This is a genomic window from Streptomyces sp. PH9007, from assembly GCF_059813725.1.
In genome coordinates this window covers 3,088,375-3,110,589 of sequence record NZ_CM187440.1, presented here as the reverse complement: position 1 = coordinate 3,110,589, position 22,215 = coordinate 3,088,375, and the positions used below count along the sequence as shown (strand labels likewise).

18 protein-coding genes are annotated in these 22,215 nt (G+C 70.2%); 8 read left to right on the top strand and 10 right to left on the bottom strand.

All coding sequences use genetic code 11. The features are described from left to right. Nucleotide 1 precedes the first annotated feature (1 nt). The 7 genes from rnpA (at nt 2) to ACTFAP_RS14105 (ending at nt 5,501) form a co-directional block, all read left to right on the top strand. Nucleotides 2-370, top strand: a complete 369-nt coding sequence (gene rnpA / locus ACTFAP_RS14135; RefSeq protein ID WP_030732583.1) for a ribonuclease P protein component — start codon at nt 2-4, stop codon at nt 368-370. Further along, complete coding sequence (gene yidD, locus ACTFAP_RS14130) at nt 367-681, top strand: membrane protein insertion efficiency factor YidD (RefSeq protein ID WP_390115625.1); 315 nt, start codon at nt 367-369, stop codon at nt 679-681. The genes rnpA and yidD overlap by 4 nt, the downstream gene beginning before the upstream one ends. A 12-nt stretch (nt 682-693) precedes the next feature. Beyond that, a complete protein-coding gene (gene yidC, locus ACTFAP_RS14125; RefSeq protein ID WP_390116122.1) occupies nt 694-1,776 on the top strand; it encodes a membrane protein insertase YidC in 1,083 nt (360 codons plus the stop codon). Then, entirely contained in the window at nt 1,776-2,297 is a 522-nt protein-coding gene (locus ACTFAP_RS14120; RefSeq protein ID WP_375879571.1) for a Jag family protein, read from the top strand. Before yidC ends, ACTFAP_RS14120 begins: the two co-directional genes overlap by 1 nt. After that, nucleotides 2,294-3,073, top strand: coding sequence for a 16S rRNA (guanine(527)-N(7))-methyltransferase RsmG (rsmG, locus tag ACTFAP_RS14115; RefSeq protein ID WP_390115622.1), 780 nt, complete (start codon nt 2,294-2,296; stop codon nt 3,071-3,073). The genes ACTFAP_RS14120 and rsmG overlap by 4 nt, the downstream gene beginning before the upstream one ends. A gap of 275 nt (nt 3,074-3,348) precedes the next feature. Further along, nucleotides 3,349-4,395 carry a ParA family protein gene (locus ACTFAP_RS14110; RefSeq protein ID WP_390117875.1) on the top strand — a complete coding sequence of 349 codons (1,047 nt, stop codon included), beginning with the start codon at nt 3,349-3,351 and terminating at the stop codon, nt 4,393-4,395. Next, nucleotides 4,392-5,501, top strand: coding sequence for a ParB/RepB/Spo0J family partition protein (locus ACTFAP_RS14105; RefSeq protein WP_495684811.1), 1,110 nt, complete (start codon nt 4,392-4,394; stop codon nt 5,499-5,501). Before ACTFAP_RS14110 ends, ACTFAP_RS14105 begins: the two co-directional genes overlap by 4 nt. A gap of 94 nt (nt 5,502-5,595) precedes the next feature. Here the strand turns inward: ACTFAP_RS14105 and trxA are convergent, their stop codons facing one another. The 7 genes from trxA to ACTFAP_RS14070 all read right to left on the bottom strand — a co-directional run bounded on the left by trxA (nt 5,596) and on the right by ACTFAP_RS14070 (nt 14,937). Next, nucleotides 5,596-5,943 (bottom strand): thioredoxin, encoded by a 348-nt coding sequence (gene trxA, locus ACTFAP_RS14100; protein ID WP_046724106.1) that lies wholly within the window; start codon nt 5,941-5,943, stop codon nt 5,596-5,598. Nucleotides 5,944-6,008: 65 nt separating this feature from the next. Then, nucleotides 6,009-6,971 (bottom strand): thioredoxin-disulfide reductase, encoded by a 963-nt coding sequence (gene trxB, locus ACTFAP_RS14095; RefSeq protein WP_390117878.1) that lies wholly within the window; start codon nt 6,969-6,971, stop codon nt 6,009-6,011. Nucleotides 6,972-7,094: 123 nt separating this feature from the next. Beyond that, nucleotides 7,095-7,928 carry an RsmA family anti-sigma factor gene (locus ACTFAP_RS14090; protein WP_495684810.1) on the bottom strand — a complete coding sequence of 278 codons (834 nt, stop codon included), beginning with the start codon at nt 7,926-7,928 and terminating at the stop codon, nt 7,095-7,097. Beyond that, on the bottom strand, nt 7,925-8,647 hold the full coding sequence (gene sigM / locus ACTFAP_RS14085; RefSeq protein ID WP_495684809.1) for an RNA polymerase sigma factor SigM: 723 nt from the start codon (nt 8,645-8,647) through the stop codon (nt 7,925-7,927). Before sigM ends, ACTFAP_RS14090 begins: the two co-directional genes overlap by 4 nt. A 64-nt stretch (nt 8,648-8,711) precedes the next feature. Further along, complete coding sequence (locus ACTFAP_RS14080; protein WP_500469313.1) at nt 8,712-10,445, bottom strand: protein kinase family protein; 1,734 nt, start codon at nt 10,443-10,445, stop codon at nt 8,712-8,714. A 91-nt stretch (nt 10,446-10,536) separates the two neighbouring features. Further along, complete coding sequence (murJ, locus tag ACTFAP_RS14075) at nt 10,537-12,597, bottom strand: murein biosynthesis integral membrane protein MurJ (RefSeq protein ID WP_500469311.1); 2,061 nt, start codon at nt 12,595-12,597, stop codon at nt 10,537-10,539. A 36-nt stretch (nt 12,598-12,633) separates the two neighbouring features. Beyond that, on the bottom strand, nt 12,634-14,937 hold the full coding sequence (locus ACTFAP_RS14070; protein ID WP_500469466.1) for a DUF6049 family protein: 2,304 nt from the start codon (nt 14,935-14,937) through the stop codon (nt 12,634-12,636). A 146-nt stretch (nt 14,938-15,083) separates the two neighbouring features. Here ACTFAP_RS14070 and ACTFAP_RS14065 point away from each other — a divergent pair, with 146 nt between their 5' ends. Beyond that, complete coding sequence (locus ACTFAP_RS14065) at nt 15,084-16,583, top strand: CCA tRNA nucleotidyltransferase (RefSeq protein ID WP_500469310.1); 1,500 nt, start codon at nt 15,084-15,086, stop codon at nt 16,581-16,583. Here the strand turns inward: ACTFAP_RS14065 and ACTFAP_RS14060 are convergent. The 3 genes from ACTFAP_RS14060 to ACTFAP_RS14050 form a co-directional block, all read right to left on the bottom strand. Then, nucleotides 16,555-17,883 (bottom strand): MFS transporter, encoded by a 1,329-nt coding sequence (locus ACTFAP_RS14060; protein WP_495684805.1) that lies wholly within the window; start codon nt 17,881-17,883, stop codon nt 16,555-16,557. The two genes, ACTFAP_RS14065 and ACTFAP_RS14060, sit on opposite strands and share 29 nt — an antisense overlap. A 12-nt stretch (nt 17,884-17,895) precedes the next feature. Further along, a complete protein-coding gene (locus tag ACTFAP_RS14055; protein WP_500469308.1) occupies nt 17,896-19,332 on the bottom strand; it encodes a glycosyltransferase family 87 protein in 1,437 nt (478 codons plus the stop codon). A gap of 63 nt (nt 19,333-19,395) precedes the next feature. Next, nucleotides 19,396-22,074, bottom strand: coding sequence for a transglycosylase domain-containing protein (locus ACTFAP_RS14050; protein ID WP_500469306.1), 2,679 nt, complete (start codon nt 22,072-22,074; stop codon nt 19,396-19,398). Nucleotides 22,075-22,215 lie beyond the last annotated feature (141 nt).

The window sequence follows — 22,215 nt, the reverse complement described above, 5'->3', positions numbered from 1 at the left end:
GGTGCTGCCCCCCGAGAACCGGTTGCGGCGGCGTGAGGACTTTGCGACCGCGGTACGCCGTGGTCGCAGGGCCGGTAACCGGCGTCTCGTCGTCCATCTGAGCAGTGGTACGGACCCGCACGCGGGCCGGGAGAGTCCTCTTCCGGCGCGTGCGGGTTTCGTCGTGAGCAAGGCCGTGGGCAACGCCGTGGTGCGCAATCGCGTACAGCGGCGCCTGCGGCATCTCATACGGGCCCGGCTGTTCCGGGTGCCCCCCGGTAGCCTGGTCGTTGTCCGGGCCCTGCCCGGCGCGGGCACCGCCGACAACGATCAGCTGGCCCGGGATCTCGATGCCGCGCTGGAGCGGCTGCTGGGAGGGGTACGTCAGTGAAGTACCCGCTGTTGCTGCTGATCAAGCTGTATCAGTGGACCATCTCCCCGCTGCTCGGGCCGGTCTGTCGTTACTATCCGTCGTGCTCCCATTACGGATACACAGCGGTCGGCCGGCACGGCGCGATCAAGGGATCCGCGTTGACCGCATGGCGCATCCTGCGGTGCAACCCCTGGTCTCCCGGTGGTGTGGACCACGTGCCGCCGCGTAAGCGTCCCGTCTGGCATCGGCGTCTGCGTGATCGCTGGCGGCACCGGACTCTCCCCCAGATCCCATCCGGGGGCGCCTCTCACAATGCCCAAGGAGTCTGACTCGTGGACACGATCAACTCGATCCTCAGTCCCCTTTATTACGCAGTGTCGTGGATCGTCATCCGGTTCCACGATCTGTACAGCCTGGTCTTCAACGAGGACAGCGGGTGGGCCTGGGGCCTGTCGATCGTGTCCCTGGTGGTCGTGATCCGCATCGCCCTGATCCCGCTGTTCTTCAAGCAGATCAAGTCGACGCGCAACATGCAGGCGCTCCAGCCGAAGATGAAGAAGATCCAGGAGCGCTACAAGAACGACAAGCAGCGGCAGTCCGAGGAGATGATGAAGCTGTACCGGGAAACCGGTACGAATCCGCTCTCCAGCTGTCTGCCGATCCTGGCGCAGTCGCCGTTCTTCATCGCGCTCTTCCAGGTCCTCAACCACATCGCGAACAACGACCAGGTCGGCGTGCTCACCCAGGAGCAGGTCACCAGCGCGCGTGAGGCCACCATCTTCGGCGCCCCGATCGCGGCCCGCTTCCTGGACAGCGCGGACAAGCTCGCCGAGCTGGGCGCCTCCCTGGCGGACGTCCGGGTGGTCACGGTCATCATGATCGTGCTGATGTCGGCCTCGCAGTTCTTCACCCAGCGCCAGCTGATGACGAAGAACGTGGACCTGACGGTCAAGACGCCGTTCATGAATCAGCAGAAGATGCTGATGTACATCTTCCCGATCATGTTCGCCGTCTTCGGCATCAACTTCCCGGTGGGTGTGCTGATCTACTGGCTGACCACCAACGTGTGGACGCTCGGCCAGCAGATGTACGTCATCACGCGCAACCCCACCCCGGGCAGCATCGCCTTCCAGCAGCGCCAGGAGCGGCTGAAGAAGAAGGGCAAGCTGAAGGAGGACCCGGCCGTGGCGGAGGCCAAGAAGGCCGCCGAGACGGCGCGGGGCACCCGTACCCAGCCCAAGCGGCAGAGCAAGTCGCAGCGGCAGTCCGGTGGCACGCACCCGCAGGGCAAGCCGGAGAGCGGCCAGCCCTCCGACGAGCAGCCGGAGAAGCCGGAGCGGGCTCAGCCGAAGCAGCAGCAGGGCAAGCAGCGTCCCAAGAAGGCGCAGCCGGGTAAGCCCAAGTCCCCCAACAGCAAGAAGTGATGAAGGAGTCCCCCGTGACGGACACCACCTCGACCGCCGCTGAGGGCACCGACGCCCTGACCCGCCTGGAGCAGGAGGGCGAGATCGCGGCCGACTACCTCGAGGGGCTGCTGGACATCGCTGACCTCGACGGTGACATCGACATGGATGTCGAGGCGGACCGTGCCGCGGTGTCGGTGATCTCCGAGGGCACCTCGCGTGATCTCCAGAAGCTGGTCGGCCGCGATGGTGAGGTCCTGGAGGCGCTCCAGGAGCTGACCCGGCTCGCGGTCCTGCGGGAGACCGGTGAGCGCAGCCGGCTGATGCTGGACATCGCCGGGTTCCGGGCGCAGAAGCGGGAGAAGCTGACCGCGCTGGCCCAGGAGGCCGTGGAGCAGGTGAAGGAGTCGGGCGAGTCGGTGAAGCTCAGCCCGATGACACCCTTCGAGCGCAAGGTCGTGCACGACGCGGTCGCGGCGGCCGGTCTGAGCAGTGAGTCGGAGGGCGAGGAACCGCAGCGCCGCGTGGTCGTCCTGCCGTGAGCGGGGACGCGACACCCGGGCCGTCGCCGGAGGCCGAGCTGTCACCGCCGCCGGCGGTGGCCGCGGAGGTGTTCGGCGACCGGCTGCCGGACGCGGTGCGCTATGCGGAACTGCTGGCCGACACCGGGGTACGGCGGGGGCTGATCGGCCCCCGCGAGGTGCCCCGGCTGTGGGAGCGGCACCTGCTGAACTGTGCGGTGCTCTCCGAGGTCGTGCCCGAGGGTGTGACGGTCTGCGATGTCGGTTCGGGTGCCGGGCTGCCCGGCATTCCGCTGGCGCTGGTGCGGCCGGACCTGGAGATCACGCTGCTGGAGCCGCTGCTGCGGCGCACCAACTTCCTCCAGGAGGTCGTGGAGCTTCTGGGCCTGGACCATGTGACCGTGGTCAGGGGCCGGGCGGAGGAGGTGATGGGCAGCTTCACCCCGGTGCACGTGGTCACGGCGCGGGCGGTGGCCCCGCTGGACCGGCTGGCCGGCTGGGGCGTTCCGCTGCTGCGTCCGTACGGCGAGATGCTCGCCATCAAGGGCGATACCGCCGAGCAGGAACTGAAGGCGGCCCGGGCGGCGCTCGGGAAGCTGGGGGTCGTGGAGACCTCGGTGCTCCAGGTGGGCGAGGGTCTGGTGGATCCGCTGTCCACGGTGGTGCGGGTCGAGGTCGGCGAGAGCCCGGGCGGGGTGCGCTTCGCGGCGAAGCGGGCCAAGGCGTCGCGCTCGCAGCGCGGGAGCCGGGACGGCTGGCCGAGCCGGGGGAACCGCAGCGGTCGCCGGGCACGCTGAGCCGGATGTTCCCGGTGCGGCATCCCCGAACCAGGCAAAAGAGCTGAATATATCCCGGGCGCGGAGTGTCGCCCGGCCGTGAGCGGCGTGGCGTGGGCATCGTGTTTCACGTGAAACGCCGCTCACTGCTGAACGGAATCCTCAGCCGTGGTCGCGCGGCCGCCGCGCCGCGCGACCGTAAGTCGTCGTCGGCCTCCAAAAGGGTGACCGACGTATCCACACCCCCCGAGTTGTCCACACGTAACCGGGCCTCGCTGGTTCACAACCCCCGAGACATGGCAGGCTTTGACTCCACGGAGCCTTCGCACGTCGAGGAGAGTGAACCATTGCGGTCCGACGCCAATATCGCTGGGCAGACGGCCGATCCCGTCCCCGGACCCCGGTCCGAGCCGGTGGACGCGCCGGGCGGCGCCGTTGACATCGCCCACAGCGCGCCCGCGGCGGCCGATGCCCCGGTGGGGCGGGCGGCGCAGCAGACGGTCGCGGCCATGTACCGGGCCGGCGGCGGTCTTCCCCGTCCGGACCGTACCCGCATCATGATCGTCGCCAATCAGAAGGGCGGCGTCGGCAAGACCACCACCACGGTGAACCTGGCGGCCTCGCTGGCACTGCACGGGGCCCGGGTGCTGGTCATCGACCTCGACCCCCAGGGCAACGCCAGTACGGCGCTGGGCATCGACCACCACGCCGAGGTCCCCTCCATCTATGACGTGCTGATCGACAGCCGTCCGCTGGCCGAAGTGGTGCAGCCCGTCCGGGACATCGAGGGGCTGTTCTGTGCCCCCGCCACCATCGACCTGGCCGGTGCCGAGATCGAGCTGGTGTCCGTGGTGGCCCGAGAGAGCCGCCTCCAGCGCGCCATCAGCGCCTATGAACAGCCGCTGGACTACATCTTCGTGGACTGCCCGCCCTCGCTGGGGCTGCTGACGGTCAACGCGATGGTGGCCGGCGCCGAGGTGGTCATCCCGATCCAGTGCGAGTACTACGCGCTGGAGGGCCTGGGCCAGTTGCTGCGCAACGTGGAGCTGGTGCGCGGCCACCTCAACCCCGATCTCCATGTCTCGACCATCCTGCTGACGATGTACGACGGCCGGACCCGGCTGGCGTCTCAGGTGGCGGAGGAGGTGCGCGGTCACTTCGGAAAGGAGGTGCTGCGCACCAACATCCCGCGGTCGGTGCGGATCTCGGAGGCGCCCAGCTATGGGCAGACGGTCCTCACGTACGACCCGGGTTCCAGTGGCTCGCTGTCCTATCTGGAGGCGGCCCGGGAGATTGCCCTGCGGGGTCCCATTCCACGGCAGCATGAGGGGAATCATCAGTGAGCGAACGACGCAGGGGTCTGGGGCGCGGGCTGGGTGCGCTGATTCCGGCGGCGCCCACCGGCGCGGAGACCACCACGCCAACAGTGGAGCAGGGTGGCACCACCTCGCCCAGCGCGGTGCCGGTGCTGACCCCCGAGCGGGGGACCGCCGCGGCCAAGGTGGTCTCGCCGCCGGAGCCCGAGGTGTACGGCGAGGTCCCCGGGCCCGCTCCGGAGCCGGACCTGCCGCGTGTTCAGGAAGCCGGGACGGTGGCGGGCGCGCACTTCGCGGAGCTGCCCCTGGACGCCATCACTCCCAACCCGCGGCAGCCGCGTGAGGTCTTCGACGAGGACGCCCTCGCGGAACTGGTCACCTCCATCAAGGAGGTGGGTCTGCTGCAGCCGGTGGTGGTCCGGCAGCTCGGCGCGGAGCGCTATGAGCTGATCATGGGCGAGCGCCGGTGGCGGGCGTGCCGGGACGCGGGCCTGGAGGCGATCCCGGCGATCGTCCGGGCGACCGAGGACGACAAGCTGCTGTTGGACGCCCTCCTGGAGAACCTGCACCGGGCGCAGCTGAACCCACTGGAGGAGGCGGCGGCGTACGACCAGCTGCTGCGGGACTTCAAGTGCACCCACGACGAGTTGGCGGACCGGATCGGGCGGTCGCGCCCGCAGGTCTCCAACACGCTGCGACTGCTGCGGCTTTCGCCGCGGGTGCAGCGGCGGGTGGCGGCGGGCGTGCTGTCGGCCGGTCACGCGCGGGCGCTGCTGTCGGTGGATGACTCCGAGGAGCAGGACAAGCTGGCGCGGCGCATCGTTGCCGAGGGCCTGTCGGTGCGGGCGGTCGAGGAGATCGTCAGCGTGCAGGCGGCAGCCGCCAAGAGCGGTGGCCGGCACCGTAAGCCCCGGGCGGGCAAGCTGATCTCCCCTGCACTGGACGGCCTGGCCGGCCGGCTGTCGGACCGCTTCGAGACCCGGGTGAAGGTGGACCTCGGGCAGAAGAAGGGCAAGATCGTGGTGGAGTTCGCCTCCATGGACGATCTGGAGCGCATCCTCGGTCAGCTGGCCCCGGGCGAGGGACGGGTCCTGGAGCAGCAGTTGCAGGGCGAGGAATCCGAGGACGAGTAAGCACACGGCTCGTTCCATGAGGAAGGCCCGCTGTTTCACGTGAAACAGCGGGCCTTCCTCATGAGCGCGTGGCGCCCGAATCGGCCGGGTGATGTCAGCCGATGTAGTCGACCAGGTCACGCTCCAGCGCGGCCTTGGGCTTGGCGCCCACGATGGTCTTGGCCACCTCGCCGCCCTGGTAGACGTTCATGGTGGGGATGGAGAGGATCCCGTACCGAGCGGCGATGGCGGGGTTCTCGTCGATGTTGACCTTGGCGATGGTGAGCTTCTCCGCGTTCTCGGCGGCGATGGCCTCCAGGGCGGGTGCCACCTGGCGGCAGGGGCCGCACCACTCGGCCCAGAAGTCGACCAGAACCGGCTTGTCGCTCTGCAGGACCTTCTCGTCGAAGTCGGCCTCGGTCACGGTGATGGTGGCCTTTGCGCCGGACTTGGCATCCGCCATGGTGGTTCTCCTTCGGATTGCGAGGGTGTGGGGTGGGAGGCGCCTCCGGGCGGGAGGCGGTGAGATCAGGCCTGAAGGGCTTCGGCGGCCTCGGAGTGGCTGAGGGCCGCCAGGTAGCGTTCGGCGTCCAGGGCGGCGGAGCAGCCGGTACCGGCGGCGGTGATGGCCTGACGGTAGGTGTGGTCGACCACGTCGCCGGCGGCGAAGACGCCGGGGATGTTGGTGCGGGTGGAGGGGGCGTCGACCTTGAGGTAGCCCTCCTCGTCCAGGTCGAGGACGCCCTTGAACAGTTCCACCCGGGGGTCGTGACCGATGGCCACGAACAGGCCGGTGGCCGGGAGGTCGGAGAGCTCACCCGTGGTGGTGGAGCGGACCTTCAGGCCGGAGAGCTTGCCGTCGCCCTGGATCTCGGCGACCTCGCTGTCCCACAGGAAGGTGATCTTGGGGTCGGCGAAGGCACGCTCCTGCATGGCCTTGGAAGCGCGCAGGGTGTCCCGGCGGTGCACGACGGTGACGGTGCTGGCGAACCGGGACAGGAAGGTGGCCTCCTCCAGCGCGGTGTCACCGCCGCCGATCACGGCGATGTGCTGCTCGCGGAAGAAGAAGCCGTCACAGGTGGCGCAGTAGGAGACGCCGCGACCGGACAGCTCGTCCTCGTTCGGCAGACCGAGCTTGCGGTGCTGGGAGCCGGTGGCGACGATGACCGCCTTGGCCTGATGGACGGTGCCGGCGGTGTCGGTGACCGTCTTGATGTCCCCGGAGAGGTCCACGGCGACGATGTCGTCCGGGATCAGTTCCGCGCCGAACCGCTCGGCCTGGGCGCGCATGCCGTCCATCAGGTCCGGGCCCATGATCCCGTCCTGGAAGCCGGGAAAGTTCTCCACCTCGGTGGTGTTCATCAGTGCGCCGCCCGCCGTCACCGCGCCTTCGAAGACCAGCGGCTTGAGGGAGGCACGGGCGGTATAGAGCGCGGCGGTGTAGCCCGCGGGTCCGGAGCCGATGATGATCACGTTTCGGACGTCGCTCACGGAATTCTTCCTTGTCTCGGGGCACTCACCCAGGGCCCCGGATGGGGTCCACAGTCCAGTAACAGATCCTAGGGTCCCAGACATTCCCGGCGGTCAGCCGCCCCGAGGGGGTGGTGCGAGGGGTTACTCGTCGAGCGGGTAACTCTCCTTGGCCAGGACTTCGCCCTCGACCGGCGGGGAGGCGCTCACACAGTCGGCGTCCACCACGTAGGCGTCCACCCGGAGCGGGTCCACGGAGTGCGGCAGCAGGACGAGATAGGCGTCGTTGCCCTCGTAGCGCTCCGGCTCCACCGCCAGCGGGTCCTCGCTGCGGCCGATCGCCGACTCGACACAGGAGGGGATGGGGGCGGACGCCGCTCCGAAGCTGTCGCTGCCGTCCGGCTCTGCCGCCTCGGTGGTTTCCGGGACCGGCACGTCGGACTCCCGCTCGGACTCCTCGGCGAGCGCGCCGGCTTCGCCGGACTCAAGAATATCGGCGTACTGCGGCACGTCCGCCTCTGCGAGCAGTTCACGCACCTGGTGCTCCAGCGGGTCATCGGCGCCGTCGGTGGCCGCCTCCGTGGCCAGCTCGTCCGTGGAGCCGGGGCCGCCGAGGTTGAGCCCCTGCACCACGATGGTGCCGAGTCCGAGGGCCACCACGGTGCCCACGGCGGCCAGCGCCAGCCGGGGCCAGCGTCCTGTTTCACGTGAAACCAGGGCGCGGAACCGACGGCCGCCGACGGGTGTCGCGGCAGCCTCGGCTGCCAGCGCGGCGTCGATCCGGGCCGCGACATCCGGCGGCATCTCCGGAGCCGCCATCTGGGCCAGTTCCTGGCGCAGTAGCTGGAGTTCCTGCTGAACCTGTCGGCACTCCTGGCAGTCGGCCAGATGTGCCCGCAGCCGGCGTGCCTCTGCGGCCGGGTGCAGATCGTCGTCAAGAGCCGCGATATCAGCGGGCTCGGGATGCATATCGGTCATGTGCGTCCGCCTCCACCCCGCACGGCCCCATTCTCTCCGGTATCTCTCGGAGGTGGGACGGATGTACCTGGTGTCCGGTTCCTGCCCGCTCGGTCCGGTGAGGAGTCGTCCTCGGATTCGCGGGGATGGAGATGACTGACGAGCGGCAGCAGCCGGGCGCGGGCCCGGGCGCAGCGGCTCTTGATGGTGCCGACCGGGATGTTGAGGATGGCCGCGGCTTCGGCCACCGGGTAGCCCTGCATGTCGACCAGAACCAGGGCGGCGCGCTGTTCCGGGGGCAGGACGTCCAGCGCCGTGCGCAGCTGACGGCGCAGGTCCTGGCGCTCGGCGGGTGCGGCGGCGGACTCATGGGGTTCGAGCAGGGTCTCCAGCCGCTGCGGCTCCGGCACGGACGTGGCGCGGCGGGTTTTGGCCTTGCGGAGCCGGTCGAGACAGGCGTTGACGGTGATCCGGTGCAGCCAGGTGGTGACGGCGGACTGGCCGCGGAAGGTGTGGGCGGCCCGGTAGGCGGAGACCAGCGCGTCCTGGACGGCGTCGGCGGCCTCCTCGCGGTCACCGAGGGTGCGGATGGCGACGGCCCACAGGCGGTCGCGGTGCCGGCGGACCAACTCGGTGAAGGCGTCCGGGTCACCGGCGGCGTGCTGGGCCAGGAGCTCCTTGTCGGTGGGGCCGTCCGGCGGGGCGGAGGTGGAGGGAACGCGTCGCGTGCGCCTGCTCACGGCGGGTCCTCCCCTTCTGTTGTGCTGGTCGCGCTGCTCTGACGGGTGCGGCCCGGCCCGCTGATCAGCCCGAGACGGTGATCTCGCTGACCCGGCCGCGGTAGTTGCCGTCGCTTCCCTGCGGCAGATCCGTCAGCCAGACCAGAACGAACCGGGTGGTGACGGGCTCCTCGGCGGTGAGGGTGTGCGACTCGCCGCCCCCCTGGGCCAGCAGCTGGAAGTCTGCCAGGCTCGTGGGCCGGGTGGTGACATCGGGCCCCGCCACCCGGAACTCCAGCTGGGTGGCACCGACGGTGCTCACCGTGAGGGTGTCCACCGGCTTCGGCTCCCCCAGATCGAGGATGAGGCCGAGCCCCTCCTTGAGATTGCCGAACTTCGAGTAGCCGTAGAAGTTGCTGGTGTGCCAGAACGTCTCGGGGTCTCCGTCGAAGGCGTTGGGCACCGCCTCGGGGTTCTGCGAACCGCCCGGCTTGGCGGGGTCGAACTCGACGGCTTCCTGGATCGCGTGCACCTGCGGGTCGGAGACTTCTTCCTCCGCCACGGGCGGATCGTTCTTGGCGGGCGGGTCGGCCGGGGTGTCGCCCGTGATCAGCGCGTCGGCCAGCTGCCAGCTCCCCAGGGCGAGCGCGGCGATCAGCAGCGCGGAGACACCCCACTTGAGCGCGGCCCCGGTACGGCCGGGCAGGGTGGGCGGTGCGGGCGGTGCCGGGGCGGTGTGCGGCAGCGGCGCGCCCTGGGGGCTGCCGGCCCCCAGCGGGCCGCGCTGGTAGGTGGTGCGCTGGTATCCCGCGAGATCGACCGGGGGCGGCTCGGGGGCGGGGATGCGCGGCAGGGCCGCGATCGCCCGGGAGAGCTCCTCCGGGGTGGTGCAGGGCTGCTGCTGGCTGGTGGGGGTGGCCCCGTTGTTGACCATGGCGCGCATGGCGAGCTCGGAAAGGCCGCGGTGCACCCCGGCCCGTACCTGCTCCGGGGTGGCCAGGGCCTCCCGCGAGCTTTTGCTCAGGCCCGCTACGCCATTCAGGCCATAGCCGCCGTCGCCGTACGGCCAGCGCTGGGTCAGCGCGGCGTACAGCAGCGCCCCGATGGCCTCGGTGTCGGTGCGCTGGGGGTGCTCGGAGGTGATGCCGCGCAGGGCGGCGTCCACGGCCAGGCCGCGGATCCTGAACTGGCCGGGGCCGGTCCGCAGGACGGTGGCGGGGGTGAGCCGCAGATGAGGCAGTCCCTCGCGGTGGGCCGCGGCCATGGCCTGGGAGATCTGGCTGACGAGCGCGTACGCCTCGTGGGCGTCCAGCGGGCCGCTCTGCAGCACGGTGCTCAGCGGGGTGGCGTCGGGGAGCCACTCGTGGATCACCTGGACGACATCGTTCTCCTCGACGGCGTCGAGGACCTGGACGAAACGGGGATCGCCCAGCAGTGCGGAGGAACGGGCGGCGGAGATTACGGACGCGGCGCGGTCGTGGTCGGCGGGCAGGACATGCACACCCACCGCCCGGCGCAGTTTCTCGTCGACGGCCCGCCAGCTGCTGAAGCCGTCCAGCCGGGTGATGCACTCCTCCAGCCGGTACCGCTTGGCGAGTCTGTGGCCGCTGTGCGGATCGGTGGCGCGGGAGGGCGCCGGGGGTGTGCTGGGCGTCGCTGTTGCGGCGGTCTCCGCCTTCTCCGCGTCCCGCTGCGAACGCTGCGGAGGGCTGGTCGCCGTGCTCCGTTCCGCCACCGTTGAATCCGCCTCCCCGTGTTGGCTGCCGCTGGTGACACTGCCAGATTCATTGTGCCGGTAGTCCGTCACCCTGCACGACATGTGAGTGCGGCCAGGGGTTGTACAGCGCGTGGCCGGCTCGTTCCCGACGAGGGGCGCTCCCACCGGTTTTCGGCCGGTGGGAGCGCGGGTGTCAGCGTCCGAGCCGGGAGCGGACCATGCCGACCATGGCGGTCAGTTCCTCGACCCGCATCCGGCGCGCGGTGAGGTAGAAGACCACCAGCAGGACCGCTCCGCCGCCGGCCAGGGCGGCGAGGGAGCCGATGGTGCCGTGGCCGAGGGCGCCGGTGATGGCGTAGCCGGCGCCGCCGCCGAGCAGCGCGGCCGGGATGCTGGCCCCGGCGAGCCGGATGTAGGTGCGGACCACGCGGGCGCCGTCCAGGTCGGTACCCATCCGGGCGCGCAGCCGGCGCCAGGCGATGGAGACGCCCAGACCGTAGGCGATTCCGTAACTGAACGCGATGCCCGCCACGACCCAGCGGTCGGGAAGAGTGACGAAGGACACGGCGGACAGCACGATCCAGGCGGCCGAGACGATCACCGTGTTGTAGAAGGGGGTGCGGGTGTCCTCATAGGCGTAAAAGGCGCGCAGCACCACGTACTGGGCGGAGAAGGGGATCAGGCCCAGGCCGAAGGCCATCAGGATGTAGCCGAAGGACCGGGCTCCCTCGTCGCCGGCGGAGCCGAACAGCAGGGTGCACATGGGGATGCCGAGGGCGACGAAGGCGAAGCCGATCGGCACGATCGCCACCGCCGAGGTGCGCAGACCGTGCGAGAGGTCGTCCCGTACGGCCGCGGTGTCGCCGTCGGCCGCGGAACGGGAGATGCGGGGGAGCAGCGCCGCCATCACGGAGACCGTGATGATGGCCTGCGGCATCTGCCAGATCAGCAGGGCGCTGTTGTACGCGATGAAGCCGGTACCGGGGAATCCGGCGCGTTCGGCGTTGTCACCGGCCCAGGTGGCGAACTGGGTGATGACCACCAGGCCGGCCTGGTTGGCGAAGACGAACAGCACGGTCCACTTGGCGAGCTTGGCGGCCTTCCCCATGCCGTGGCCGCGCCAGTCGAAGCGGAGCCGCATGCGGAAGCCGGCGGCGCGCAGGTACGGGATCATCGACAGGGCCTGGACCACGAGGCCGAGCAGGGTGCCGATCCCGAGCAGCCGGACGCCTTCGGGCGTGATGGTGGTGACGCCGAGCTCGGAGCTGCGCTGGGTGCCGTAGACCCACAGGAACATGCCGAAGGTGAAGATCACCACGATGTTGTTGAGGACCGGGGTCCACATCATGGGCCCGAAGGAGCCGCGGGCGTTCAGGATCTGGCCCATGACCACGTGGACGCCCATGAAGAAGATCGTGGGCAGGAAGTAGCGGGCGAAGGTGACGGCCACCTCGTTGGCGGCCGGGTCGTCCGCGATCTTGGCGGACATCATGCGGACGAGCAGCGGCGCGGCCAGTACGGCCGCGACCACCAGGCCGCCCAGGACGACCATGACGAGGGTGAGCAGCCGGTTGGCGTAGGCGTCGCCGCCGTCGTCGTCGTTCTTCATGGCCCGGACCAGCTGGGGCACGAAGACCGAGTTGAGGCCGCCGCCGATGGTGAGGATGTAGATCATCGAGGGCAGGGCCCAGGCCACGGTGTAGGTGTCACCGAGGACGGCGGCGCCGAGTGCGGCCACCAGGACCAGCTGGCGTACGAAGCCGGTGAGCCGGGAGACCAGGGTGCCGGCGGCCATGATGGCGCTGGAGCGCAGTATTCCGGCGGCCTTGCCGCCGCGCTTGGGCGCGGGAGCCGGATCCGGAACCGGGGCGGGCGTGGGCGGCGGTGGCTGCTGGGCGGCGGGCGCGGGGGCCAGCGTGCCGGGTCCCGGTGCCGGCTGTGCCGGGTAGCCGCCGCCGGGGCCCTGAGCGGGGCCGGGCCCGGCCGGGCTCTGCTGGTCGCGGAAGAGGTGCGCGAAGGCGTCCTGGTGGGGCTGCTGGGGCTGCTGCGGGTGCTGGGGCGTGCCGGACCAGCCCTGCGGGTCGCGCGGGGCGTAGGGCTGCTGGTGCTGCTGCGGGTGCTGCGGGTACGGGGGCTGCTGCGGCTGCTGATAGGGGTGCTGCTGGTGGTGGTAGGGGCCCGCGGGATACGGGCCGGCTTGCGGGTCGCCGTCCCCCGGATCCCGGCCGTCTTCACGGTCGTACGGCGCTTGCATCGCTACCCCACCTCTGGTTCCCGGCCGGAGTCCGGCTCACTCGCTTCGATCCACCCTCTCACCATCGGGAGGGGTGCTGGTGCCGTCGTCGCCGGTGTCGGCACCGCTCTCACCCGAGGGCGCGGGCTCGGCGGCCCCTCGCTGCTCGGGAGCGGTGTCGGCGTCGGCGGGCCGGGCGGCGCGCTTGCGCTTGGTGTACATACGGACCCCGGCCAGGACCACCAGCAGCAGACCGCCGGCGATCACCATCAGCACGGCGGAGGTGATGGAGGTGACCTGGGCCTGGAAGCGCATCGGCGTGCCGTACGGCTTGCCGTCCGCCGTGTACAGCTGCGCTTCCAGATAGGTGAGGCCGTTGGCGCGGGCGGTGGTGGAGAACTTCACCGAGGCGCTGTGGCCGCCGTTGACCGTGACCTGCTGGGCGTCGCCGACATCCAGACCGATCTTGCGGCTGGAGGTCAGCCGCAGCTCCAGGTTCTGCACGCCCTGGACCAGGTTGTTCTGTACCGAGATGGGGATGGTGGCGCTGCGCCCGGACAGGGTGATCTTGGTCTTCTGGATCAGGTGCACGCGCTCGGTGAGGCCGGTCAGATCGCTCTGCACGGTGGCGCGGTACTGGGCGGCCTCGGTGGCGTGGCCGCGCCAGGAGACGGACATCTCGCGGCGGATGGCGTTGCCGAAGGGGGTGGTGACCCGGCCGGGCCGGGTCAGGATGACCTGGAAGTCGTCCAGGGTGCGCTGGGTCTCGCGCATCTCCTGGAAGGCGCTGGTGGGCAGCTCCTGGTCGCGCAGCCGCTCGGGGTAGGCGCCGCTGCCCGGGACCTGGCGGTTGGCGCCGGGGTCGGGCTGGGCGTCGGCGGCCTCGGTCAGCCCGGTGAAGGTGATCCACTCCGGGTGCGCGCTGAGAGCGGTGATCGCGCCGGCCATCGCCCGGGCCTGGTCGGCGGTCGGCGTGCGCTGCGGGGCGAGCAGGAGGCTGCGGTCACGGCCCGGGTCCTGCTGGGCGATGGCCTGGGCCTGGCCCAGCAGCTGCTGGCGTGCGGTGGTGGCGTTGGCCGGCAGGCTCATGTCGGCCTCGAAGAGGCGGGAGAGCGTGCTGTCGGCGACCAGCGCGGTGGTGCCGCCACCGATCGGACGGGCCGCGGTCTCGGTGTACCCGAGCGAGTCGCCGGGGCGCAGGCTGTCGCTGCGGCTGATGATGTGGTGGGCGCCGGCGGAGGTGGCCACGGAGACGATGTCCGGGTCGATGGCGCCCTCGACGGGCCAGGCGAAGTCGGTGCTGGGCTGGACACCCAGGACCGTCTCCACGGTGAGGGCGGAGACCTCGGTGGCGGTGCGCAACTGGCCCAGGGCGCCGGGGACGTCCTTGCCGCGGTGGGCGAGCGAAGCCAGATCGGGATCGCCGAAGGGCAGCGCGATCACGTCCTGGCCCTGCACGGCGTCCTCGAGGGCGGCGAGCCAGCTGCGGGCGGCCTCCTGGCCGGTGCCGGGCTGGAGACCGTCCGGGGTGTGGATGCGGTAGTCCTCGGTCATGGCGTCCACCGAGGCGAGCAGGTCGGCGTCGATGACCCAGGTGACGGGGAGGTCGGCGCCGAGCGCGACCAGCTCGTGCAGCCGGCCGCCGGGGGAGATGTCGGTGAGCAGGGAGTTGTCGCGGAAGGCCGGGGTCTGCTCCTCGTCGGCGTCGGTCTCGGCCGTGAGGTGGGTGGAGGAGATCAGCGGCCACAGCACGGTCAGCTGAGTGCCGGAGCCCGCGTCGCCCGTCCCTTCCTGCCAGGGCAGCAGGCTGCGGCCCACGCCGAGGATCTGGTCCCAGGACTCGGCCTCGGTCTGGCCGGTCAGGGTGACCGCCAGCTGGTAGACGCCGTTCGCGCCCAGATCGAGATCGGCGACCGGCAGCTGGAGGTCGAAGGTGGCGGACATGCCCGGCGCGATGGTGCCGATGTCCTGACCGTGCTCGTTGACGAGCCGGCCGTCCAGCGCGGAGTCGAAGCCGGTCCGCGCCAGCGCCTCGCTCAGACCCTCCCGGGAGCCCAGGAAGGTGCCGGTGCGTGGAGCCAGCCGGCTGCCGGTGATGGCGGAGTCGCCCTCATTGGTGATGGTGCCGCGCAGGGTGAGGGTGTCGCCCTGCGCCGGGACATCGGGGGTGATCTCGGTGAGGGAGATGGTGGCGGTGCGCTGGCCGCTGCCGACATCCTGGGCGGGCGCGGCCTGCGGCGCCTGGCTCACGGCGGTGACCAGGGGGAGCACGACCAGCAGGCTGAGCAGCGCGGCCAGGATCAGCTGGGCGCGGCGCAGGGCGGGGCCCCGGCGCCGGTCCGGGTGGGCACGGGAGATCATCGCCGGCACCTCTGTCACGCGATTGCCCCGTTCCCTCGTCCCAGAACCCGCACTCATGGTAACGATGCCTGACGGGGGTCCGTGCCGGGGAGCGGGCCGGGGGAAGCGGCGGTCCGGTGAGGGTGGGCCACGTACCCTGTGCTGTTGTGCCGAACGACAGGAAAGACACCCACGCCCCGCAGTCCCTCCCCGTGCTGAGCCAGGTGCAGCAGCAGGCCGTGAGTGAGTTGTTGCGGGTCTCCCCCATCGCCGATGATCTCGCCGGGCGGTTCGAGGCGGCGGGCTTCTCACTGGCCTTGGTGGGCGGCTCGGTGCGCGACGCGCTGCTGGGGCGGCTGGGCAACGATCTCGACTTCACCACGGATGCCAGGCCACAGGACGTGCTGCGCATCGTGCGGCCCTGGGCGGACGCGGTGTGGGAGGTGGGGATCGCCTTCGGCACGGTCGGCTGTCGCAAGCGCGCCCCTGAAGAGGGGCAAAACGGCCCGGGCGATGGTCATCGTGACTATCAGCTGGAGATCACCACCTATCGGTCGGAGGCGTACGACCGGGACTCCCGCAAGCCGGAGGTCGCCTACGGGGACTCCCTGGAGGAGGACCTGCTGCGCCGGGACTTCACCATCAACGCGATGGCGGTGGCCCTGCCGCGCAAGGAGTTCATCGACCCGCACCACGGCCTGGAGGACCTGGCCCGCAGGGTGCTGCGTACCCCCGGCACCCCGGAGGCGTCGTTCTCCGACGATCCGCTGCGGATGCTGCGGGCCGCCCGGTTCGCCGCCCAGCTGGACTTCCAGGTGGCGGACGAGGTGCGCGCCGCGATGACGGCGATGGCGGACCGTATCGCCATCGTCTCCGCCGAGCGGATCCGGGACGAGCTGAACAAGCTGGTGCTGGCGGACCGTCCGCGCCGGGGACTGACCCTGCTGGTGGACACCGGGCTCGCCCGCCATGTGCTGCCGGAGCTGCCGGCGCTGCGACTGGAGCGGGACGAACACCACCGGCACAAGGACGTCTATGAGCACAGCCTCACGGTGCTGGAGCAGGCCATCGCGCTGGAGACCGAGGGCCCCGATCTGACGCTGCGGCTCGCGGCGCTGCTGCACGACATCGGCAAGCCGAAGACGCGACGCTTCGAGAAGGACGGCCGGGTCTCCTTCCACCACCACGAGATGGTCGGTGCCAAGCTGACCAAGGCCCGCATGATCAAGCTCAAGTACCCCAATGAGCTCGTGAAGGACGTCTCCCGGCTGGTGGAGCTGCATCTGCGCTTCCACGGCTACGGCACCGGCGAGTGGACCGATTCCGCGGTGCGCCGCTATGTACGGGACGCCGGCCCCCTGCTGGACCGGCTGCACAAGCTGACCCGCTCGGACTGCACCACCCGGAACAAGCGGAAGGCGCTGGCGCTCTCCCAGTCCTACGACGGGCTGGAGCTGCGGATCTCCCAGCTCCAGGAGCAGGAGGAGCTGGACGCGATCCGTCCGGACCTCAACGGCAACGAGATCATGAAGATCCTGGACATCGGCCCCGGGCCCGAGATCGGTGAGGCCTACCGCCACCTCCTGGAGCTGCGCCTGGAGCACGGCCCGATGGAGCACGAGGCGGCCGTGGCCGCGCTCAAGGAATGGTGGGCTTCCCGGGGCTGACGGGCGGCAGCGGTGGTGTTTCACGTGAAACAGTGCCGCGATGCAGCCGGAAGATGAGGGCCGCGGTGAGGGCGAAGAGGGCGGACACCAGCAGCAGCAGTGGCACGGAGCGTCCATCGGTCGGGAGCATCAGCGCGGCCAGCCCGGCCGAGCCGACGAAGGCGATGTTGAACAGCATGTCGTAGAGGGCGAAGATCCGGCCCCGGTAGACATCGTCGATGGAGGACTGCACCACGGTGTCCGTGACGATCTTTGCGCCCTGTGAGGTCAGCCCGAGCACGAAGGCGGCGATCAGCATGGGCACCGGGTGGAAGGGCAGCCCGAGCGGAGGCAGGAGTACGGCGGTGGTGGCGGCGCAGAGGGAGAACCAGCCCAGCCGTCCCCACCGCACCACCGCACCGGGGGTCAGCACGGCGGCGGCGAAGAAACCGGCGCCGGTGCTGCCGACCGCGAGTCCGAGCAGCGTCATGCCGCTGCCATTGCCGTCGTTGCCCCAGGAGTTGCGGGCCAGCATCAGCAGCATCACCAGCAGCGCGCCGTAGCCGAAACGCATCAGCACCACCCCGGCCAGGGCCCAGGAGGCCAGTCGGCGTTCGGTGAGGTGCCGCAGCCCGGCGGCCAGCCCCCGCGCGGTGGAGGCGAGCGCGGCCATCACCCGCGGCTGGATCTCCCCCGGGTTCGGCCCCAGGAGATCCCGGCCCATCCGCAGGGCGGCGACGCCGGCGGCACCGTAGATCAGCGAGGCCACGATCAGCGCCAGTGCGTCCTCACTGACGGCGGTGTGGGTGAGGACCTGGGTCACCAGGGTCACCCCGCCGCCCACGGTGGCGGCGAGGGTGCCTGCGGTCGGGGACAGCGCGTTGGCGACCACCAGACGGTCCGGATCCACCACCCGGGGCAGTGAAGCGGAGAGCCCGGCCAGGATGAAGCGGTTGACCCCGGTCACCGAGAGCGCCGAAAGATAGAAGAGCCAGTTGGGCACTCCGTGGATCACCAGCGCACAGGTGACGGCCGCCATCACCGACCGCAGCAGATTCCCGTAGAGCAGCACCTGGCGCCGCCGCCAGCGGTCCAGCAGCACACCGGCGAACGGTCCGAGGAGTGAGTAGGGCAGCAGCAGCACCGCCATGGCCGCCGCGATATCGCCTGGGGTGGTCTGCTGCTCGGGAGAGAAGACCACGTAGGTGGCCAGCCCGACCTGGAAGGCGCCGTCGGAGAACTGGGAGAGCAGCCGGACGGTCAGCAACCGCCGGAAGTTGGGGAAGCGCCACAGCGTCCGGAGATCGGTGACGACAGTCACGCGTTCCGCCCTTCATGTTTCACGTGAAACGGCCCAGCGGATGGCGGAGGTCCGGCGGCGCAGGGTGAAGACATCGGGCGCACCGTCCAGGACACCTCCTCCTGGGTCGTCGGATCCACCGCGGCGGATCACATCATGATCGGGCCGTAGCGCATCGCGAACGATCATCACACAGAGATAGAGCGTGCCCAAGAGATGCGCCGCGATGGCCAGCTGATAGCCGCCCACCGGCAGCCCGTCATTGCCGTCCCCGGTGATGTACGCGAGGTACATCCAGATGCCGAAGAAGTAGAGCACCTCACCTGCCTGCCAGACGAGGAAGTCGCGCCAGCGGGGCCGGGCCAGGGCGGCGAGCGGGATCAGCCAGAGCACGTACTGCGGTGAGTAGACCTTGTTGGTGAGGATGAACACGGCCACGACGAGGAAGGCCAGCTGCGCCAGTCGCGGCCGGCGCGGTGCCCGGAGCGCCAGCAGGGCGATGCCGGCGAAGCCGAGCAGCGTCAGCGCCGTGGCGTAGGTGTTGACCGAGTCCAGGGGGAAGTCCGTGCGCTGGGCGAGGATCAGCCAGAACGAACCGAAGTCCACGGGCCGTTCCTCACTGAAGGTGTAGAAGGTTGCCCAGCCCTCCCAGGCCAGCAGCATCACCGGCCCGTTCACCACCAGCCAGGCCCCGGCCGCACTCAGCAGCGTCGTCCCGAACTCCCGCAGCCGCCCGGCCCGCCAGCACAGCAGGAACAAGGGGCCGAGCAGCAGCAGCGGATAGAGCTTGGCGGCGGTGGCGAGCCCCAGCAGCACCCCGGTGGCGAGCGGCCTGCTGCGCGACCACATCAACAGCGCCCCGCACATGAGCGCCCCGGCCAGCAGGTCCCAGTTGATGGTGGCGGTCAGCGCCAGCGCGGGGGCGAGCGCCACCAGCAGCCCGTCCCAGGGCCGGTCCCGGTGGATGCGGCTGACACAGCCCGCGATGACCGCCGCACAGATCAGCAGCATTCCCGCATTGACGAGCCAGTACAGCTGTGCGGGCGCCGGGGTGGTGATGGCGGCCGGGGTGAGCCAGGCGGCGACCTCCATGAACAGCCCGGTGAGCACCGGGTATTCGAGGAAGTCCTTGTCGGGGGAGAGGGTGTTGGGGATGCGGTCGAAGTAGGGGATGAGCCCGTCCGCGAAGCCCCGCCCGTAGTAGAGGTGCGGGATGTCCGAGTAGCACGCCTGGGTGTACTGGGCGGTGGGCCCGCCGACCCAGCTGTCCGTGTAGCAGGGCAGCTTCTGCACCATGCCGAGGGCGAACATCCCGATCATCACGAGCACGATGACCCGGGCCGGGTTCCACCACCCGCGCCCCGGGGCGACCCGCTTCCCCGCGGGCCCCCCGATCAGCTCACTGCCGGCGGCGGCCACCTCATCATGCGTGGTGGGCCGTACGGGCACGGGTGGGTTGGTCGGTGCCATGCCCACAATCCTGCCGTACGACCCACCAGGGTCAGCCGATGACTCGGCTAGCTGTCAGAACCGCTAACCGGTTCCTCCGCTCCACCAGCCTGGAGTTCCGCTGTCGGAATCGCCGCTGGAGTCGGATTCTCCGGAGGCGCCGTCCGCTCCGGCATCCGCTCCCGCGTCCGCTCCGGAGTCGGTACCGCTGCCGCCCTCGTTGTTGCCGGCGTTGCCACCGCCCGGGAGGCCGGTACCCCCGTTGTCGTTGCCCTGGGAGTTGCCACCGTTGCTGGCGCAGTTCTGGTCCCCGGGCTGACAGGGGTCGGTCGGGTCCGGGTCCGGGTTGTCCGGCGGCGGCACCGTCTCCTCTTCCTTCTCCTCTTCCTCGTTCTCGTCGACCTCGGGCTCGTCCGGCTCCTCGGTCTCCTCGACCGGCGGCGGGTCGGGCAGCTCGGGCTCAGTGCCGATGCCGCGGTACTCCTCGCCGACCTTGCCGGGCTTGGGGAAGTCCTCGACAGGGTCGTTCTTGGTGGCTTCCTTCATGAAGCCCAGCCAGATGTCGGCGGGGAGAGAGCCACCCGTGATCTTCTCCATCCCGGCGGTTCCGTTCATGGAGAGGAACTTGCGGTCCGCAGGATCGATGTCCTCGGAGTCCGGGAAGCGCCACATGCCGATCGCGGTGGACAACTGCTTCGTGTAGCCGACGAACCAGGCGCTGTTGTTGCCGTCCGTGGTGCCCGTCTTGGCGGCGACGGGTCGCCCGAGCGCCTGCACCTTCCGGCCACTGCCCTGTTCACCGGTCACCACATTGACCAGCACATCGGTGACGTTGTCGGCGATGTTGGCATCGAAGTGCCGCTCGGTCTTCGTCTCGTGCTCGTAGACGGATACGCCTTCGCGCTCCGCGTGGGTCACGAAGTACGGGTCGGCCTGCTCGCCACTGGCGGCGAAGGTGGCGTACGCGGTGGCCATCCGGATCGGGCCGGGGGTGGAGACACCGAGGGCGAAGGAGGGAACGCTGTCATCCGCCGGGCCCAGGGTGCCTTCCAGCAGCCCCGCGTCCATGGCGGCCTCCTTGACGGTGGCCGGGCCGACGTCCATGCCCAACTGGACGAAGGGGGAGTTGGAGGAGATCTCCATCGCGCGGCGAATGGTGATGTCTCCCTCTTCACCGGCCTCGAAGTTCGGCTGATGCCATTCCTTGTCCTCGCCCGTCTCGGGGTCCTCGCCGTACCAGATCTCCCCGTCGTAGTTGCGGATCAGCAGATTGTTCTCGCTGGAGTAGACGCTCTCCGGCGAGATCGGGGTGCGGTCCTTGTCCGGCTGATCGGCCGGCTTCTGCGGATCCCGCACGCCGTCGCGCATCGCCGCCGCCAGGACGAAGGGCTTGAAGGTCGAACCGACCTGGGCCCCTGCGTTGTTGGCGTTGTTCAGGTAGTGCTCGACCGCGTTGTGCCCGCCGTAGATGGCGACCACCGCACCGTCACCGGGGACCACCGCCGCGCCGCCGAACTGGACGTGCTCGTCCTCCTCGCGGTTCTCCGGGTCCAGATTGTCGTCGATGACCTGCTGGACCGCCTCCTCCATCTGGCGCACCATCTCCTGGTTGAAGGTGGTGTGGATGGAGTAGCCGCCCATGGCGAGCTTGTCCGCGTCGACGTCGATGTCGTCGTTGTTGATCAGGTAGTTGTCGGCCAGTTCCTTGAGGTAGCCGATCTGGCCGGCCAGGTTGGTGGCCGGCTTGAGCTCCTGCGGCATCGGGAACTCGGTGTACTCATTGCGCTCCGACGCGTCCATGCTGCCGACCGCGACCCGGCGGTCCAGGACCGTCACCCACTGGTTGGTGGCCCGCTCGATGTTGGCCGGGGCGCGCTCGGCGCCGCCGGTGCCGCCCGAGGTGTCGTAGAGATCGGCACCCTTCAGCAGGGTGGTGAGGTAGGCACACTCATTGGCGTTGAGGTCCTTGGCGTCCTTGTCGTAGTACGCCCGGGCCGCCGCCTGGATGCCGTAGGCCCCCCGGCCGAAGTACGCGGTGTTGAGGTACCCGGCCATGATCTCTTCTTTGGGTACCTCGGAGGACACCTTCACCGAGATCAGCAGTTCCTTGAACTTACGGCTCAGCGTCTGGCTCTGGTCCAGGTACATGTTCTTCACGTACTGCTGGGTGATGGTCGAGCCGGACTGGGTGTCCCCGCCCTGGGCCATGTTCACCACGGCACGGCCGATGCCCTTGAGGTCGACGCCGGGGTCGTCCCAGAACGTCGCGTTCTCCGCGGCGACCACCGAGTCCACCATGTCGGTGGGGATCTCGGTGAACGGAATGATCTGCCGGTTGTAGTCACCGCCGCCCGCGACGACCATCTCCGTGCCGTCGTCCCAGTAGTAGACGTTCTTCTGGCTCTCGGCGGAGTTGTTCGGGTCCGGGATGTCGACCATCGCGTACGCGAGGCCGACCAGACCGACCAGCATGCCCATGAAGATGATCGCCGAGCCCAGGACCTGCTTCCAGGACGGCAGCCAGCGGCGCGCGCCCGTGTGCTGGGCGCGCGGGTAGTCGATGAATCGCTTTTTCGGGGGGGGCTCCGGCCGACGCCTGGCGGCGCGGCGGCCCGCGCCTTCGGCCGCGTTCGCGGCTGCCTCGCGCCGATGCCCGCTCCCGCCGCTCTCCTCGCGCGGCGGCGGCGGCGCGGCCCGACGGCCGGAAGGCGCCGCGGCGCGGCGGCCGCGCGATTGCGGCGGCTTGCGACGGTGCTCGCTCATGGACAGCTACTCCTCGGACAGACGTGAGACGTCTGCTGCGGCAATGACGTGTGGTGTCTTGCAGTCCCCCCGTTGTGCGCGGCCCGGCCGATGGCCGGGACGCACGTCACCGTGAACGAGGACGCTGAATTCGGCCCCAGG

Excerpts from the sequence above, each read along its gene's own strand:
- murJ (WP_500469311.1), bottom strand. The coding sequence starts at position 12,597 with ATGCAAGCGCCGTACGACCGTGAAGACGGCCGGGATCCGGGGGACGGC.
- ACTFAP_RS14050 (WP_500469306.1), bottom strand. The coding sequence starts at position 22,074 with ATGAGCGAGCACCGTCGCAAGCCGCCGCAATCGCGCGGCCGCCGCGCC.
- ACTFAP_RS14110 (WP_390117875.1), top strand. The coding sequence starts at position 3,349 with ATGGCAGGCTTTGACTCCACGGAGCCTTCGCACGTCGAGGAGAGTGAA.
- ACTFAP_RS14070 (WP_500469466.1), bottom strand. The coding sequence starts at position 14,937 with ATGATCTCCCGTGCCCACCCGGACCGGCGCCGGGGCCCCGCCCTGCGC.
- ACTFAP_RS14120 (WP_375879571.1), top strand. The coding sequence starts at position 1,776 with ATGAAGGAGTCCCCCGTGACGGACACCACCTCGACCGCCGCTGAGGGC.
- ACTFAP_RS14090 (WP_495684810.1), bottom strand. The coding sequence starts at position 7,928 with ATGACCGATATGCATCCCGAGCCCGCTGATATCGCGGCTCTTGACGAC.
- ACTFAP_RS14055 (WP_500469308.1), bottom strand. The coding sequence starts at position 19,332 with ATGGCACCGACCAACCCACCCGTGCCCGTACGGCCCACCACGCATGAT.
- ACTFAP_RS14080 (WP_500469313.1), bottom strand. The coding sequence starts at position 10,445 with ATGTCGTGCAGGGTGACGGACTACCGGCACAATGAATCTGGCAGTGTC.
- trxA (WP_046724106.1), bottom strand. The coding sequence starts at position 5,943 with ATGGCGGATGCCAAGTCCGGCGCAAAGGCCACCATCACCGTGACCGAG.